General features: G+C 62.6%; 12 protein-coding genes. 2 read left to right on the forward strand and 10 right to left on the reverse strand.

Annotation, left to right across the window (positions count from 1 at the left end; genetic code table 11):
* Positions 1 to 26: 26 nt before the first annotated feature.
* The 7 genes from EFD55_RS26970 to EFD55_RS27000 form a co-directional block, all read right to left on the reverse strand.
* Complete coding sequence (locus tag EFD55_RS26970; protein ID WP_125849208.1) at positions 27 to 479, reverse strand: DUF983 domain-containing protein; 453 nt, start codon at positions 477 to 479, stop codon at positions 27 to 29.
* Between the two features lie 60 nt (positions 480 to 539).
* The gene (rnr, locus tag EFD55_RS26975; protein WP_125849210.1) at positions 540 to 2912 is read right to left on the reverse strand and encodes a ribonuclease R; all 2373 of its coding nucleotides are present in this window, start codon (positions 2910 to 2912) and stop codon (positions 540 to 542) included.
* A gap of 1 nt (position 2913) precedes the next feature.
* Positions 2914 to 5568, reverse strand: a complete 2655-nt coding sequence (gene topA, locus EFD55_RS26980) for a type I DNA topoisomerase (RefSeq protein ID WP_125849211.1) — start codon at positions 5566 to 5568, stop codon at positions 2914 to 2916.
* 246 nt (positions 5569 to 5814) lie between these two features.
* Complete coding sequence (gene dprA / locus EFD55_RS26985; RefSeq protein ID WP_125849213.1) at positions 5815 to 6957, reverse strand: DNA-processing protein DprA; 1143 nt, start codon at positions 6955 to 6957, stop codon at positions 5815 to 5817.
* Positions 6957 to 7577: a glycerol-3-phosphate 1-O-acyltransferase PlsY gene (gene plsY / locus EFD55_RS26990; protein ID WP_125849215.1), complete on the reverse strand. Its 621-nt coding sequence runs from the start codon at positions 7575 to 7577 to the stop codon at positions 6957 to 6959. Before plsY ends, dprA begins: the two co-directional genes overlap by 1 nt.
* 41 nt (positions 7578 to 7618) lie before the next feature.
* Positions 7619 to 8908, reverse strand: a complete 1290-nt coding sequence (locus tag EFD55_RS26995) for a dihydroorotase (protein ID WP_125849217.1) — start codon at positions 8906 to 8908, stop codon at positions 7619 to 7621.
* Entirely contained in the window at positions 8905 to 9861 is a 957-nt protein-coding gene (locus tag EFD55_RS27000) for an aspartate carbamoyltransferase catalytic subunit (RefSeq protein WP_125849219.1), read from the reverse strand. Before EFD55_RS27000 ends, EFD55_RS26995 begins: the two co-directional genes overlap by 4 nt.
* A gap of 178 nt (positions 9862 to 10039) precedes the next feature.
* Between EFD55_RS27000 and EFD55_RS27005 the strand changes: the two genes are divergently transcribed.
* Positions 10040 to 11698 carry an acyl-CoA dehydrogenase family protein gene (locus tag EFD55_RS27005; protein WP_125849221.1) on the forward strand — a complete coding sequence of 553 codons (1659 nt, stop codon included), beginning with the start codon at positions 10040 to 10042 and terminating at the stop codon, positions 11696 to 11698.
* 113 nt (positions 11699 to 11811) lie between these two features.
* On the opposite strand, the gene vapC is transcribed toward EFD55_RS27005, so the two are convergent.
* The 3 genes from vapC to EFD55_RS27020 form a co-directional block, all read right to left on the reverse strand.
* A complete protein-coding gene (gene vapC, locus EFD55_RS27010; protein ID WP_125849223.1) occupies positions 11812 to 12201 on the reverse strand; it encodes a type II toxin-antitoxin system VapC family toxin in 390 nt (129 codons plus the stop codon).
* The gene (locus EFD55_RS27015) at positions 12198 to 12407 is read right to left on the reverse strand and encodes a type II toxin-antitoxin system VapB family antitoxin (protein WP_125849225.1); all 210 of its coding nucleotides are present in this window, start codon (positions 12405 to 12407) and stop codon (positions 12198 to 12200) included. Before EFD55_RS27015 ends, vapC begins: the two co-directional genes overlap by 4 nt.
* A 143-nt stretch (positions 12408 to 12550) precedes the next feature.
* Positions 12551 to 15421: an Rne/Rng family ribonuclease gene (locus EFD55_RS27020; protein ID WP_125849227.1), complete on the reverse strand. Its 2871-nt coding sequence runs from the start codon at positions 15419 to 15421 to the stop codon at positions 12551 to 12553.
* A 623-nt stretch (positions 15422 to 16044) separates the two neighbouring features.
* Between EFD55_RS27020 and EFD55_RS27025 the strand changes: the two genes are divergently transcribed.
* Complete coding sequence (locus EFD55_RS27025; RefSeq protein ID WP_125849229.1) at positions 16045 to 17304, forward strand: N-acetylmuramoyl-L-alanine amidase; 1260 nt, start codon at positions 16045 to 16047, stop codon at positions 17302 to 17304.
* Positions 17305 to 17391: the final 87 nt, after the last annotated feature.

A 17391-nucleotide genomic window follows, 5' to 3' on the forward strand; every position in this document is an offset into this window, starting at 1 on the left:
TTAAATATGTCTGGAAGGTGAAGGTGCTAATCCGGCCGTCCGGGGATGTCATAATCGTCCGGGCTGTCGCTCTCCCCACCGAAGCCGTGCATGCGCAGTGCCCATTGCAGGCCGATCACGCCACCCTTGATCGGCTGGATGCAGGCGAGGGCGGTAATAACCGTGACCGGCGCCCAGATGGCCATGTGAACCCAGACCGGCAGCACGAAGGTCATGTCGGTCAGCATGTAGCCGCCGACCACGACGTGGCCGAGGACGAGGATGACGATATAGGGCGGCAGGTCGTCCGAGCGGTGGTGATACATTGCCTCGCCGCAGGCCGCGCAATGATCGACCGGCTTCAGGAAAGCGCGAAAAAGCTTGCCATTGCCGCAAGCCGGGCAGCGGTTCAGCAGTCCGCGCATGATGGAGCGCCCAAGCGGACGCTCGACGTCAGGCGAATCCCCGTAGCGGGCGACCGGATCGGTCGGTGTGCTCATCGCATCTTCCTCTTTCGGACCGGGAGTATTGGATTCGTTCCCTGAATCGGGTCCGATGCCCTAGCGGCGCCCGCGCGGGGGCCGCGTTCCCGGTTTCTTGCGAACCTGGCCCCTGTCCCGGCGGCCTGCCTTGTGGAAGGAGCGCACCGCCGTCGGCATTTCGCGCCCTTCGCTCAGCATTTCGAAACGCAACGCGCCGGCAAGTGGGATCGCTTCGGCAAGCTTCACGGTGACGCTGTCGCCCAGGCGATAGCCGAGCCCCGTCTTTTCACCTGAGAGTGCCTGATGCGCCTCGTCATAGATGAAATAGTCGGTGCCGAGCGTAGATATAGGGACGAAACCGTCGGCGCCATAGTCCGGCAAGGCGATAAAAAGCCCCGATTTCGTAACGCCCGAAACACGGCCGGCAAATTCCTCACCGATGCGGGTGCTCAGGTGATGGGCGATCAGCCGGTCGATGGTCTCGCGTTCGGCGGCCATGGCCCGCCGCTCAAAAGTCGAGATTTCGGCGGCGATATCGTCGAGAGCCGCTTCTTCGTCGGTCGTGATGCCGCCTTCGCCGAAGCCGAGGGAGCCGACCAGGGCGCGATGCAAGATAAGATCGGCGTAGCGGCGGATCGGCGAGGTGAAGTGGGCGTATTTCATCAGGTTGAGGCCGAAGTGGCCAATGTTCTCGGGGCTGTAGATCGCCTGGCTCTGCGAACGCAGCACCATCTCGTTGACCATGGTCTGGTGCGCCGTACCTTCCGCCTTGGCCAGGATGCCGTTGAAGCTGTTGGCGCGCATGTTGCCGCCCTTGGCGAGCGAGATGCCGAGCGTGGCCAGGAATTCACGCAGGATTTCCTGCTTGGCGAGCGTCGGGCCGTCATGGATGCGGTAGATCAGCGACTGGCGCTTCTTCTCCAGCGTCTCGGCGGCGCAGACGTTGGCCTGGATCATCATCTCCTCGATCAGCTTGTGCGCATCGAGCCGCGGCGGCACGAAAACCCGGTCGACCGTGCCGTCGGGCTTCAGCAGGATCTTGCGCTCCGGCATGTCGAGTTCAAGCGGCTGGCGCCGGTCGCGTCCGCGCTTCATCACCTCATAAGCGTGCCAGAGCGGTTTCAGGATCGGCTCGAGCATAGGCCCGGTCTTATCGTCCGGATTTCCGTCGATTGCTGCCTGCGCCTGCTGGTAGGAGAGCTTTGCCGCGCTTTTCATCATGATGCGATGGAAGGTGTGGCCGATCTTGCGGCCTTCCCCGGAGAAGCTCATGCGCACGGCGAGCGCCGGACGGCCGACGCCTTCCTTCAGCGAGCAGAGATCGTTGGAGATGCGCTCCGGCAGCATCGGCACGACGCGGTCGGGGAAGTAGACCGAGTTGCCGCGCTTCAGCGCCTCGCGGTCGAGCGGCGAATTCGGGCGGACATACCAGGAGACGTCGGCAATAGCGACAGTGACGATGACGCCGCCGGGATTGTCGGGCGAGGGATCGAGCTCGGCATAAACGGCGTCGTCATGGTCCTTGGCGTCAGCCGGATCGATGGTGATCAGCGGCACGTCGCGCCAGTCTTCCCGATGCGACATCGTGGCGGGCTTTGCTTCTTCGGCTTCCGCGATGACCGCCGGCGGGAAGACATGCGGAATGCCGTGAGCATGGATCGCGATCATCGAGATCGCCTTTTCCGAGCCAACCGAGCCGACCACGGAAAGAACCTTGGCACGCTGCAGGCCGAAGCGGCCGAGGCGGGCGATTTCGACCTCCACCAGGTCGCCGTCCACAGCACCGCCGGTAAACTCGGGATCGATCACCATCTCTTCGCCGCGCCGTTCGATCGGCAGGAGCCGACCGGCGCCGCCAGGTGCTGCGCGGAAGACGCCCATCGATGCGCCGCGGCGTCTGTCGATCACCTTGATGATGCGCGCCGTATAGGCCGGTCCGCCACGATCGACGGCTGGGAAGATTTTTGCCAGGATACGGTCGCCGAGACCGGCGACGGGTGCCTTGCCCTTGCCCTGGCGGCCTGCCGGCGATTGCTGGCGGATCGCGACTGCGGGCGCAACGCCCTGATCCTCCGGCCATTCCGCCGGCCGGCCGATCAGGTCGCCATCCTTGTCGCGCGTGGTGATGTCAAGCACGGTGACGGGTGGCAGCGCGCCGGGGCGGATCAGCGACTTGCGGCTCTTCTGCAGCATGCCTTCCTGCTCGAGCTCCTGCAGCATGTGCTTGAGCTCGACGCGGCTGTCTCCCTTCAGGCCGAAGGCCTTGGCGAGTTCACGCTTGGAAGCCTTCTGCGGGTGATCGGCGATGAAACGCAGGATCACCTCGCGCGAGGGCAGGGCTCCGTGGACGATGTTCAGCGGCTCGACGGCGGGAGCATCCTTGCCTGGGCGGCCGATCTTGCCCGGGCGTTTGCCCGCGGGATTTGTTCTTTCGCGCGGTATCCTGCTCACGTCAGCTCTTTTTCGATTTCGCGGGCGCCTTCGCCTTCGTTGTCTTCGGCTTGGCAGCCGTCTTCGTGGCCTTGGCCTCGGCAGCTGCTGCCTTCGGCTTGGCTTTCGCCTTGACCGTCTTGCCGGCAGGAGCCTTGCCTGCCTTCTCGGCGATCAGCGCAAGCGCCTCTTCGACGGTGATCGCCTGCGGATCCTTGCCCTTCGGCAGTGTCGCATTGACCTTGCCCCAGTTGACATAGGGACCGTATTTGCCGTCGCGAACGGTGATAGCGCCGCCGTCGGGATGATCGCCGAGCGTCTTCAGCGCCGCCGGCGTGCCACGCGCACCCCGGCCCGGCGCCTTGTTCGCCTTTTCGGCGATGACAGTCACGGCGCGGTTGAGACCGACCGAGAACACGTCCTCGACGGTCTCCAGATTGGCGTAGGAGCCGTCATGCAGAAGGAACGGCCCGTAGCGGCCGATGCCTGAAGAGATCATCTTGCCGGTTTCGGGATGTTTGCCGATATCGCGCGGCAGCGAGATCAGCGCCATCGCCTTTTCGTAGTCGATATCCTCGGGCTTCCAGCCTTTCGGCAGCGAAGCGCGCTTGGCTTCCTTGCCGTCGCCGCGCTGGATATAGGGGCCGAAGCGCCCCGAGCGCAGCGTCAGATCCTCGCCCGTCGTCGGATCGGTGCCGAGGTTCTTCGGCTCGTTGAGTGCGACACCTTCCGCTTCCCCACCGTTTTCGGAGGAGAGCTGACGGGTGTAATTACACTCGGGATAATTCGAGCAGCCGACGAAGGCGCCGTATTTTCCGAGCTTCAGCGACAAGTTGCCGGTGCCGCAGACCTGACAGATTCTGGGATCGCTGCCATCCTCCCGCTTGGGGAAGACGAGCGGCGCCAGCGCCTCGTTCAGCGAATCGAGCACATTGGTGACGCGCAGTTCCTTGGTGTCTTCGATCTGGGCGAAGAAATCCTTCCAGAAATCGCGCAGCACCTGCTTCCAGTTCAGCTCGCCGGCGGAAATCCGGTCGAGCTTTTCCTCGAGATCGGCGGTGAAATCGTATTCGACATATTTGGTGAAGAAGCTTTCGAGGAAAGCGGTCACCAGCCGGCCCTTGGCCTGCGGGATCAGCTTGCGCTTGTCGATCGTCACATAGTCGCGGTCGCGAAGCGTCGCCAGCGTCGCGGCATAGGTGGAAGGACGGCCGATGCCGAGCTCTTCCATCTTTTTGATCAGCGAGGCTTCCGAATAGCGCGGCGGCGGTTCGGTGAAATGTTGCGTCGAATTGATCTTCTGCTTGGCGAGGTTCTCGCGCGCATTGATCTCCGGCAAGCGGCCATCCTCGTCGTCGCCGTCGCTCTGTTCGCCGTCCTCTTTCTGGTCGGTATAGGCGGCGATGAAGCCGTCGAAGCGGATGACCGAGCCGACGGCGCGAAGGCCGGCCTTCTCGCCCTTGTTGTCGGCAGTGATCTCGGCTGTCGTGCGCTCAATTTCGGCCGATGCCATCTGGCTGGCGATGCCGCGTTTCCAGATCAGGTCATAGAGGCGGATCTGGTCGGCATCGAGGAACTTGCGCACACGGTCGGGCGAGCGGTCGAAATCGGTCGGACGGATCGCCTCGTGTGCCTCCTGGGCGTTCTTGGCCTTGGTGGAATAGAAACGCGGCTTCTCCGGCATGTAGCGCTCGCCGAACTGGTCGACGATGGCGCGCCGCGCCGCGTCGATCGCTTCGGGCGCCATCTGCACGCCATCAGTTCGCATATAGGTGATCAAACCGACTGTCTCGCCGCCGATATCGACGCCTTCATAAAGCTTCTGGGCGATCTGCATGGTGCGAGAGGCGGAGAAGCCGAGATTGGAGGAGGCAGCCTGCTGCAGCGTCGAGGTCGTAAAGGGCGGTCCGGGGTTACGCTTGACCGGTTTTGCTTCGACCGAGTCGACGATGAAGCTTGCGCCTTCGAGCAAGGCCTTCAGGCGGCCGGCTTCCTCGCCGTTGCCGATCGCGCGCGGCGGCAGCCGCTTTCCGTGCGCTGAAACCAGTTTCGCCTCGAACTCGTCGCCGCGCGGCGTCTTCAGAAGCGCCGAGAGGTTCCAGTATTCTTCCGAAATGAAGCGCTCGATTTCGGATTCTCGGTCGCAGACCAGGCGAAGCGCCACCGATTGGACGCGGCCGGCCGAACGCGCGCCGGGCAGCTTGCGCCACAGGACCGGGGAAAGATTGAAGCCGACGAGATAGTCGAGCGCGCGGCGGGCGAGATAGGCGTCGACCAGCGGCACGTCGATGTCGCGCGGATCGGCCATCGCATCGAGCACGGCCTTCTTGGTGATCGCATTGAAGACGACGCGCTTGACGGGCTTGCCGTTGAGCACGCGCTTCTTGTTCAGCATGTCGAGGACGTGCCAGGAAATTGCCTCCCCTTCGCGATCCGGGTCGGTCGCGAGGAAAAGGCCGTCGGAGGATTTCACTGCGTCGGCAATGTCCTTCATCCGCTTGGCGGAGGCGCTATCGACCTCCCAAAGCATTTCGAAATCCTGATCGGGGAGGACTGAGCCATCCTTGGCAGGCAGATCGCGCACATGGCCGAAGGAGGCGAGCACTTTGTATCCTGAACCCAGATACTTGTTGATCGTCTTGGCCTTTGCAGGCGATTCCACCACTACAACATTCATGATGATTCTCTAAATAAGAAGCCACGCCAGCGTGGAAGCCGGCGCAAGACGCACCGCAACATGGATACCAGCCCCCCGACATGGACAGGGAAATCGCTGCGGTCAAGGGGTTTGCTACAATTTTACCTCTTGCGGACGGTGCAATCGAGGGAGGATTGCGCATAAAATGCAGCTTTTGATTGCCTTCCTGCTGGTTCGGCACGCGGTTCCGGCAGTTTGCAAAGCCGCTCTTTGATATCGCAAGCCTCAGCTGGAAAGCGAAACGAGGCCGCCCAGATGCCGATGCAGCCTGCCCGATATATCGAGTTCCAGAAGAACGAGATAGACCGCCGATGCCGAAACGCCGGTGTGGCGGATGACGTCGTCGACCTCGACCGGCGTCGGCCCGAGCGCCTCGATGATGCGGTTTCGATCGGAATCGCCGGGCGGCACGATCATCGCCTTGCCGCCACGCGCGGGTTCCTCCGCCATTGATGACGGGAACAGATCGAATTGCGCAAGCGGCGTCAAAGCCTCGACGACATCGGCAGGTGCGGTGACGATCGAAGCGCCATCCTTCAGCAGCCCGTTGGTGCCGTGGCAGCGCGGATCGAGCGGTGAGCCTGGCACGGCAAACACAAGGCGGCCGAACTCGCCTGCAAGCCGCGCGGTGATCAGCGATCCCGAACGCTCCGCTGCTTCGACGACCACGAGGCCGAGTGCAATGCCGGCGATCAGCCGGTTGCGGCGCGGAAAGTCGCGGGCGCGGGGCTCCCAACCGAAGGGCATCTCGCTCACTGCCAGGCCGTTGCCGCCGGTAATCTCTTCGAGCAGGCCGATATTCTCGGGTGGATAAGGCTGGTCGAGCCCGCCGGCAAGCGCGGCGATCGTGCCCGTGTCGAGGCTTGCCCGGTGGGCCGCGGTGTCGATCCCGCGAGCCAGGCCGGAGACGACGGTGTAACCCGCCCGGCCGCTGTCGCGCGCCACCATCGCTGCGAATTTGGCGCCTGCGATCGAGGCATTGCGCGAGCCGACGATGCCGACGGCCGGTGGTTTGGCAGCGGCAAGTGCGCCCTTGACTGCCAGTAGCGGCGGCGCGCCGTCGATCTGCTTCAGCGCTTGGGGATAATCCGGCTCGCCGATGCCGACGAAGCGGGCGCCGAAACGATGCGCTGCTTCCAGTTCCCGATGCGCTTCGGCCTCGCTGGCGATACGGATAGCCCGCGTCGCGCCGCCGCGCGCCGAAAGCTCCGGCAGCGCTGCGAGTGCGGCTTCAGCCGAACCGAAATGATTGATGAGGTCGCGAAAGGTCGCGGGGCCGACATTGTCGGAACGGATCAGGCGCAACCAGGCAATTCTCTGCCGTTCGGTCAGCACAACGCCTTTTGGTGCCGCGCTCAGCCCATCCATTATCCCTTTGCCCCGATCTTGCTTTCCGTCCCGCTCATCAGGCGCGATATATTCGCCTTGTGCTTCCAGTAGGAAATCAGGGTCATGATCGCCATAATGGCTGCAACTTTTTCGTTGCCCAGGATCCACAGGGCAACCGGGATAACGAGCATGGCAACCAGCGCCGAAAGCGAGGAGTAGCGGGTGGTGAAGGCGACCGCCAGCCAGACGGCGGCGAAGAGCACGACCATGATCGGCGCGACGCCGAGCAGGGTGCCGATATAGGTGGCGACGCCCTTGCCGCCCTTGAAGCCGATCCAGACCGGGAAGAGGTGGCCAATGAAAGCGAAGAAACCGGCGATGATCGCCGCCTCGTCACCAAGGAAATAGCCGACGATCCAGGCCGCGGCCGATGCCTTCAGCGCATCGAGCAGCAGGGTCGCTGCGGCAAGCTTCCGATTTCCTGTTCTCAACACGTTGGTCGCGCCGATATTGCCGGAACCGATGCTGCGCACGTCGCCAAGACCGGCGGCGCGCGTGAGGATCAGGCCGAAAGGAATGGAGCCGAAGAGATAGCCGATGACGGCGGCGACAAGCGCGATCGGCAGCGTGATCTGCCATGACATGAGATTGGATAGCATATGCCCCACAGCCCTCCGTGGCTTATCAGTCCAGCCTTTTCCTAGAGTGCGTGGAAAAGCTTTCCCGAGACGTACGTCGCGACTGCTCGCCCGCTGAAGCGCGCATCTTCGAACGGCGTGTTCTTCGAGCGGGAGAGAAGCATGTCTTTGGCGACAAGCCAAGGCTCATCGAGATCGATCAGTGCGATATCGGCAGCAGCGCCCGGCTTCAGCGTGCCGGCATCAAGCCCGAAGATCTGAGCCGGGCGGGTCGACATCGCGTCGATCAGGCGCATCAGGCTCACCTGGCCGCCATGGTGAAGCCGGAGGGCCGCCGCCAGCATGGTTTCAAGGCCGACCGCGCCGTCCGCCGCCTCGGCGAAGGGCAGGCGCTTCGTATCGACGTCCTGTGGGTCGTGCGAGGAGACGATGATATCGATCGCGCCGCGGGCGAGCGCCTCGACCATCGCCACCCGGTCGTCTTCCGGACGCAGCGGCGGATAGAGCTTGAAGAAGGTGCGGTACTCGCCGATGTCGTTTTCATTGAGCGCCAGATTGTTGATCGAAACGCCGCAGGTCACCTTGGCGCCGCGGCTGCGGGCACGCTCGATCGCTTCCACTGATTCCGGTACGGAGATCATCGCGGCGTGATAGCGACCGCGCGTCAGCTCTGCGATCCTGAGATCGCGTTCGAGCGGAATGAGCTCGGCTTCCCTGGGGATGCCGGAAAGCCCAAGCCAGCTGGCGAAAAGCCCTTCATGCATGACGCCGTTGGCGCCGAGATATTTGTCGCGCGTTTCGCAGGAGATGACGGCGCCGAATTCGCGCGCATAGGTCATGATTCGGCGGAGCACCTGCGTATTGTGGACGCTGGAATGGGCGTCGGTGAAGGCGACGGCGCCCGCCTGCATCAGGAGGCCGATTTCCGTCATCTCCTCGCCGGCAAGGCCTTTGGTGATGGCGGCTGCCGGATAGACGTTGACGGCCGCCGTATCCCGCGCCGTTTTCTTGACGAATTCGACGAGCGCGATGTCGTCGATGACGGGATCGGTGTCCGGCATCATGATAATCGAGGTGACGCCGCCGGCTGCTGCCGCCCGGCTTGCCGATGCGATTGTCTCGCGGTGTTCGCCGCCGGGTTCGCCGACATGGACGCGGGCATCGACGAGGCCGGGCGCCGCGACAAGGCCCGTGCAGTCGCGGATATCAGCGCCTTGCGGCGCGCCCTGGTTCTGCGCATCACGGCCGGCGGCTAGGATCACGCCGTTTTCGGCGATGATCGTCCCGATCTCGTCGAGATTGCGCGAGGGGTCGATGATGCGGACGTTCTTGAGGACGATCGGGTTGCTCATGCCGTTATTCCATCGGTTCGGGGACCCTGGTTCTGGGAAACGAGCAGCGTCTCCATCACAGCCATGCGCACCGCGACTCCCATTTCCACTTGCTCGGCAATCACGCTTTGCGGCCCGTCCGCCACTTCCGAAGCGATCTCGACGCCGCGGTTCATCGGGCCCGGATGCATGACCAGCGCATCTTCCTTCGCCGCCTTCAGCGTTTCGGAGTCGAGCCCGTAGAAGTGATAATATTCGCGCACCGAAGGCACGAAGGCGCCCGACATGCGCTCGCGCTGCAGCCGCAGCATCATCACCACGTCGGCGTCCTTCAGGCCTTCCTTCATCGAATGGAAGACCTCGACACCCATCTCGGCAATGCCGGCGGGCAGAAGGGTCGCGGGCGCGACGACGCGCACGCGGGCGCCCATCGCATTGAGCAGCAGAATATTGGAGCGCGCCACGCGCGAATGCAGCACGTCGCCGCAGATCGCCACGATGATGCGTGACAGCTTGCCCTTGGCGCGGCGGATCGTCAGCGCGTCGAGCAGGGCCTGGGTCGGATGTTCGTGCTGCCCGTCACCGGCATTGACGACCGAGCAGGAGACTTTTTGAGCGAGCAGGGCAGCCGCACCCGCGCTCGAATGTCGGATGACCAGCACGTCAGGTCGCATCGCATTCAGCGTCATCGCCGTGTCGATCAGCGTTTCGCCTTTCTTGACCGAGGAGTTGCCGACCGACATGTTCATGACGTCGGCGCCGAGCCGCTTGCCGGCAAGCTCGAAGGAGGCCTGTGTGCGGGTCGATGCCTCGAAGAAAAGGTTGATCTGCGTCAGTCCGCGCAGCGTCGACGTCTTCTTTTCTCTCTGGCGGCTGATCTTGACGGCCTCGTCGGCCTTGTCGAGAAGATAGGTGATATCCTGCTCGGTGAGGCCCTTGATGCCGATGAGGTGGCGGTGGGGGAAAAAGACCATGACCCTGCCTCTTGCTGTCTCTGGCGGGTCTATAAAGAGTGCGGCCCGCCTGGGCAAGCATGCGCTGTGGGCAAAGGCTTATGTCCCCATGCATTTTCGCCCGAATTCCGATAGAGCAGAATGAGCGAATCATAACTTCCGGTTTCCTTTTGCCGGGTTCTTGCACTAGAAGCGAACAATGACCTCCGCCAACCGGACTGACGACAAACTCGCAGAACTCAACCAGCCGAGCCTGTGGTCCGGCATCAATGCCTATCGATCCGATCCGCTGATCGTCGATCTGACGGCGGCGCTGCCGCGCGGCATCCGCGAGGATCTGGAAAACATGGGCCGCTACGTCACCTCGCCGGAGGCGCAGGAACTGGCGCGCATGGCAAACCAGGGCACGCCGCAGCTGCGCACCCACGGCCCGCGCGGCGAACGCCTCGACGTTGTCGAATTCCATCCCGCCTGGCACGCGCTGATGCGCCGCTCCATGTCGGTCGGCCTGCATTCCTCCGTTTGGGATCCGCAGGCCGATACCGAGGCCAAAGATAAGGCTCACAAGGTTCGCGCCGCGCGCTTCTATCTGATGGCGCAGCTGGAATCAGGCCATCTCTGCCCGCTGACGATGACGAGCGCATCGGTTGCCGCACTGTCGGCTTCGCCCGCGGTACAGAAGGACTGGGCCCCGAAGATCCTCTCGCGCAAATATGATTCGTCGAACAAGCCCGCCATGCAGAAGTCCGCCGTGACCATCGGCATGGGCATGACGGAAAAGCAAGGCGGCACGGACGTGCGCGCCAACCGGAGCGCGGCTGAGAGGGTCAGCGAAGGCATATACCGGCTGTCCGGCCACAAATGGTTCATGTCTGCTCCGATGAGCGACGCCTTCATCATGTTGGCGCAGACGAAGGAGGGCATGGGCTGCTTCCTGGTGCCCCGCCTGCTGGAGGATGGTTCCGCAAACGGGCTGCAGTTCCAGCGGCTGAAGGATAAGGTCGGCAACCGCTCCAACGCCTCTTCCGAGGTGGAATTCACCGACACGTTCGGCTTCCTGCTCGGCGGCCCGGATGCCGGTATCCGCACCATCCTCGACATGGTGACGCTGACACGGCTCGATTGCGCGCTGGCCTCGTCCGGCATCATGCGCGCTTCGCTGGCTGAGGCAGTACACCATACCCGCGGCCGCAGCGTCTTCGGCAAGATGCTCGTCAACCAGCCGATCATGACGCGCGTGCTCGCCGACATGGCGCTCGATGTCGCCGCCGCGACAGCGTTCTCCTTCCGTCTCGCCGACGCTTTCGACAAGGCGCGTGGCAATGCCGAGGAGGCAGCCTATGCCCGCGTCATGACGCCGGTCGCCAAATACTGGTGCTGCAAGATCGCGCCCGCGCTGATCTACGAGGCGATGGAATGCATCGGCGGCAACGGTTACATCGAAGAGCGCCCGATCGCCCGCCATTACCGCGAGGCGCCTGTTAACGCGATCTGGGAAGGTTCCGGCAACGTCATGGCGCTGGATGTGCTGCGCGTGCTCAACCGCGGCAAGGATCTGTTCGAGACGGTCTTTGCAGGCCTTGCCCGCGATCTCGGCCCCGCCGGCAAGAAGACGATCGACGTGCTGCGCGCCGCAATCGCGCTCTGCGAACAGGACGAGGGCGCCGCACGCCTGCTCGTCGAGCAGTTGGCGCTTGCCGCCGGTGCCGCCGAACTCTATCGGCTGGGCGCTGGGCGCATCGCCGATGCCTTCATCGAGACGCGCCTTGCCGGCGGCTGGCGCTCCACCTACGGCATGCTCGATTCCCGCTTCGACGCCAGCTACATCGTCGATCTGCTTTACCCGCCGGCAGCCTGATCGGAAGCGGCACTGGGCGGGCTGTGCTTCCGGGAGGCACGGGGGCGTTCGTGTGGAGCTGCTGTTCATCCCCGGTCCAAAACGACCGATCGGTTCGGCCACGCGCCCTGAGATCAGGCAATCCGCAGGCCAAGATGCTCGGCCATCGGATTGAAATCCCGATCGTCATGCAGGAGTGCATGGCCTTCCCGGATGCAGAAGGTGCCGATGATCACATCGATGGTCTTGCGCACCGTAACTCCACGCTCTCGCAGCAGGCGGTAGTTGCGAGCCGCCCGGACCGCGAGGTCATCGTCAAGCATCGGGCGGATGGTGAACTCGCGCAGGCTCTGTTCGATGATGGCTGCATGGCGTTCGCTGCGCGCACCTTGGAGCACTTCCAGAAGGATCAGGTCACCGACGATAATATCTGACGGATCCTCAATGTCCTGCAGACGCCGCATGGCGGCGCTCTCTATCCCACGCATATGCGCTATCCAGACCGAACTATCGACAACGATCACCGTTTGTCGTCCGGCCGGTCGTTACGCATCTCGTCGATGTCACCTTCCCAGCCTATTCCTGCAAGATTTGCGATCGCATTGCGGCGGCTATGTTTTTCGACGAGGCTTCGCAAGGCCTCCTCGACAGTGGCCTTTTTCGTCGCCAATCCTGTGGCGGTCATTGCCGCGTTGAGCAAGGCATCATCGATATCGATATTAGTCCGCATTTTTACTCCATGTGTATAATTTTCGTAAAAGATACACATCAACGCGACGGAGTTCAAGGCCACTGACGATATCGTCGCCACAAACAAAAATCCGGCCGCGTGACCGCGGCCGGATTTCAGTGTTTACGTCCGAAAATTAGCGTTCAGAAGAAGCCACGGCGCTGCCACCAGCCGGCTTTCTTCGGCTTGCCGTCGTCGCTTTCGGCATTCTCGGCGCGGGTGGATTTCACCGTCGGCTCGGAGGACGAGATATTCGATTCGCGGTTGGCGCGAACCGGCTTTGCCTCTTCCTGGACGGGCGTTTCGAGATCGGCAGAAGCTTCGACCACTTCCGGCTCGGCTTCTACGACGGGCGCCGTTTCCGCTACCGGTTCTTCGACCGGCGATGCCGCAGGTTTGCGGCGGCCGCGGCCACGGGCTGGCTTCACATCCTCGGTGATGACGGCAGCACCTTCGACAGCGGCCGCTGCGGCCTGGCCTTCGCCCGCCTGTTCGGCGATCGTCTCGACGATTTCGGCTTCGGCGGGAGCGACCTCATCCGAAGTATTGTCGCCTTCGTCCTCGTCGCTGCCGTTGCTTTCGCCGGCTTCACCGGCCGTCAGTTCGGAGCCGTCCTCGGCGCGATTGCGGCGACCGCCGCGCTTGCCGCGACGGCGGCGCTTGCGGCGCTGCGATTCCTCGCTTTCGGCACGGGCTTCAGGCGTGACGGCAGCGTTTTCATCGCCTTCGCTGCCTTCGTCCTCGCCGTCCTCTTCTTCGTCGCCGGCTTCGCCTGCAGCGGATGCCTGCTGCTCGGCATTGCCGTTGCGGCCGCGACGGCGCCTGCGGCGCTTGCGCTTGCGGTTGCCGTCAGCTTCGCTTTCCGAGCGCACTGTTACGGCGCGTTCGGCAGCGGCGGGCTTTTCCTCGAGTTCCTCGTCTTCGTCCTCATCCGCCTCGATGACGATATCGTCGTCATCATCCTCGGGAATGGCTGCGAAGTTGAAGAGGCTTTCGATCTTGACCGGATTTTCGACCGCCTCGCCACGATCGATCGCGAAATGCTGCGCGCCGACCGAGCCGTCCGCATCGATGATGATCGCAACACCGAAGCGGGCTTCGTAATCGACGATCGTCTGGCGCTTGTGGTTCAACAGGTAGAGCGCGATATCAGGCGTCGTGCGCACGGTGATGTTGTGCGTCGTGTTCTTGAGCAGATATTCCTCGATGCCGCGCAGTACATGCAAGGCGACGGAGGACTGCGAACGGACGTGGCCGGTGCCGCCGCAATGCGAGCAGACCTGAGTCGTCGATTCCAGGACGGAAGCGCGAATGCGCTGGCGCGACATTTCGAGCAGGCCGAAATGCGAGATCCGGCCGACCTGGATGCGGGCGCGGTCGTTCTTCAGGCATTCCTTCAGCTTCTTCTCGACGGCGCGGTTGTTGCGCTTCTCTTCCATGTCGATGAAGTCGATGACGATCAGGCCGGCGAGGTCGCGCAGGCGAAGCTGGCGGGCGATTTCTTCCGCGGCTTCGAGGTTCGTCTGGAGGGCAGTGTCCTCGATCGAGTGTTCTCGCGTCGAGCGACCGGAGTTGACGTCGATCGAAACCAACGCTTCCGTCTGGTTCATGATCAGGTAGCCGCCGGAACGCAGCGTCACCTGCGGCTGCAGCATCCGGTCGAGCTGGGCTTCGATGCCGGAGCGCGAGAAGATCGGGTGGATGTCGCGATAGGGCTGAACCACCTTGGCATGGCTCGGCATCAGCATCTTCATGAAGTCTTTCGCTTCACGATAGCCTTCCTCGCCGGCAACGATGATCTCGCCGATATCCTTGTTATAGAGATCGCGGATCGAGCGCTTGATCAGCGAGCCTTCCTCATAAACGAGGCAGGGAGCGGTGGAGGCGAGCGTCAGCGTGCGCACGTTCTCCCACAGACGCATCAGATATTCGAAGTCGCGCTTTACCTCGACCTTGGTACGGTTGGCACCGGCCGTGCGCAGGATGACGCCCATGCCCTGCGGCACTTCGAGCATGCGGGCGATTTCCTTCAGCCGCTTGCGGTCCTGCGGATTGGTGATCTTGCGGGAAATGCCGCCGCCACGCGCCGTATTCGGCATCAGAACCGAGTAGCGGCCTGCGAGCGAGAGATAGGTGGTGAGCGCCGCACCCTTGTTGCCACGTTCTTCCTTGGCGACCTGCACGAGCAGGATCTGGCGACGCTTGATGACTTCCTGGATGCGGTACTGCTTGCGCGGTTTGCGCTGCACGCGGTCCGGCACTTCTTCCATCGCGTCTTCGGCGCCGACGGATTCGATGACTTCCTCTTCACCGTGATCGTCATCATCGTCGTCATCGTCATGGCGACGCTTGTTGGTGTCGATATCCTCAGAGATCGTGTCGGTTTCAACCATCGCAGCCATCGTGCCGCCGGTCGAACCGTCATCCTCGTTGTCTACGTTTGAAGCGCCTTCGGCTTCGACATCCGTCGGAACGGCGTCCTCGGTCGGAGTCGTTTCGGCGACCTTCTTGCGGCTGCGGCGCGGCCTTGCCTTCTTGGCCGGCGCTTCCTCGGCAGATGCCGGGGCCTCGGTCGTTCCCGCAACTTCTTCAGTCGCCGCCGCGTCTGCTACGGCAACCGGTTCGGGCGCTTCGGCCGGAACGATGCCGACATCCGGCTGATCCTGGGTCGAAAGATCGACCATCGGCGCGGTTTCGACGTGTTCGACGTCCTCGTCGCGGCGATGCTCCTCGGCCTCGGCCCTAAGCAGCGCCTGACGGTCGGCGAGCGGTATCTGGTAATAGTCGGGATGGATTTCGGCAAAGGCCAGGAAGCCGTGCCGGTTGCCGCCGTAATCGACGAAAGCGGCCTGCAGCGAGGGCTCGACCCTCGTTACTTTTGCAAGATAGATGTTGCCGCGGATCTGCTTCTTGTGCTGCGACTCGAAGTCAAATTCTTCTATGCGGTTCCCGCGAACGACAACGACGCGCGTCTCTTCCTCGTGAGACGCATCGATAAGCATTTTGTCTGCCATGTAAGCTGAGCTCCTCGGCGAGGCCGCGAGAGCGCATTCCCGACTGCTGTTGAAACAGAAAGAATGCGGTCCACCGTGGCCGCGCCGGATAATGAAAGTCGCGCCTGGCGCGAAGAGGAGAGCAGCAGCCAGACCGCAGCCGGAACCGTTTCGGTCCGGGGCCTGTACACTTCAGATAAAACCTGCTGCGAAACCATCAACAACCAAGCGTGATCGACAAATACGAAGACCCGTTTCGGGTCCGATGAGTTTGCTCCCTGAGAGCGCGGTGGCTGATCCACCAATGAAGTTCCGACAAAAGCCGGAAAATCAGGATCCAGTACTCGGGTTGAAGCGCATGAGACGGCGGACGATGACCGATGTGGCGCCAGGTCCTGATCTGGCTGGCAGCCTTGCGGCGACTCTATCCCGTCAGCACTTCTACCCTAAAATTCGTTGTATGTTTTCTCTGTCACAATAGCAAGGGAAAAGCCAAATGTGCCATAATATTGATGGATTTCGAAACGCATAGAAGCTGGGGATCAAGCGACTGCGATTCGGAAGGCGGCAAAGGTGTTTCGCTCCAGGGCGTCCGCTTCTGCCATGGTGGGTCCATCGCGATATACATAGGATGTGGCGGTTTATTGTTTAAGAGGGCTCGGATCGCGGCGAAATCCGCAACGCGGCGATCGACATTCGCAAGGCGAGTTGTGACAGCGGCTCTCGTCGCCGTTTGTCTCCTGCCTGTGGTTGCAGGTTCCGCCGAGACCAGGGATCCGCTGCTTGCCTATGGCGCGCGCATTATCGGCGATGACGCCAGAACGCGCATCGTCATCGATTTCGACCGGGAGCCGCGTTTCTCCGTCCATTACATCGCCAATCCGGAACGCATCGTTGTCGATCTGCCGGCGACTGCCTTTGGGTTCCCGGCGAAGGATCTGGCTGCCCGCGGCCTCTTCAAGGACATCCGCTACGGCAAGATGGACGAGGAGAGCGCCCGCATCGTGCTGACGACGGCAAGGCCGGTGAAGCTGGCGCTTGCCAAGGTACAGCCCGATGAGGCGGGCAAAGGCCATCGCCTCGTGCTCGAGGCCGAGATGATCGACAAGCAGGCCTTTGCCGAATTGGTCAAGACGCAATCCTGGAAGGATCAGGCCGAGGCGGCTCAGACGACGAGCGCCATTCCGGCGCCGGAAAAGACCGCTCCCGGCGATTTTGTCATCGCCGTCGACGCCGGTCACGGCGGCATCGATACCGGCGCGGTCGGCGTCGACACCAAGACTGAGGAAAAGCAGGTGACGCTCGCCTTCGCCAAGGCTTTGACCGACCGGCTGAACAAGGAGCCGGGTATCAAGGCTTTCCTGACGCGCGAGGATGACGAGTTCCTGTCGCTGTCGCAGCGCGTACTGATTGCCCGCCAGAACCATGCCGGCCTGTTTATTTCATTGCACGCCGATACGCTGAAGCAGAAGGATATCCGCGGCTCGACCGTCTATACGATCTCTGACAAGGCCTCCGACAAACTGGCCGCCGACCTTGCCGAACGTGAAAACCTCTCCGACCAGATCGCCGGCAAGGAGACGGTCACCGAGCCGCCCGAGGTCGCCGATATCCTGCTCGACCTGACGCGGCGTGAGACGCAGGCCTTTTCAATTTCGCTCGCCGAGAGCGTGCTGAATTCCTTCAGGGATCAGGTCGGCACGATCAACAATCCGCACCGCCATGCCGGCTTCCGCGTGCTGCAGGCCCCTGATGTGCCGTCGATTCTTCTCGAACTCGGCTTCCTCTCGAATGCCGATGATGAGAAACTGCTGCTGGACGAGACCTGGCGCGGCAAGATCGCCGATCTCCTGACCGACGCCGTGAAGCGATACCGTTCCGGCGTCATGGCGAATGGCGGCTGATGCCTGCCGCCCGGAATTCCGAGCGGCTTTGGGACGGCGGTTACCTGAAAAACAAACACTTAGGCGCGTCGCATGAATCAAGTCCTG

Origin of the sequence: Rhizobium pisi, assembly GCF_003938655.1 — a bacterium.
Taxonomy (GTDB): domain Bacteria; phylum Pseudomonadota; class Alphaproteobacteria; order Rhizobiales; family Rhizobiaceae; genus Rhizobium; species Rhizobium pisi.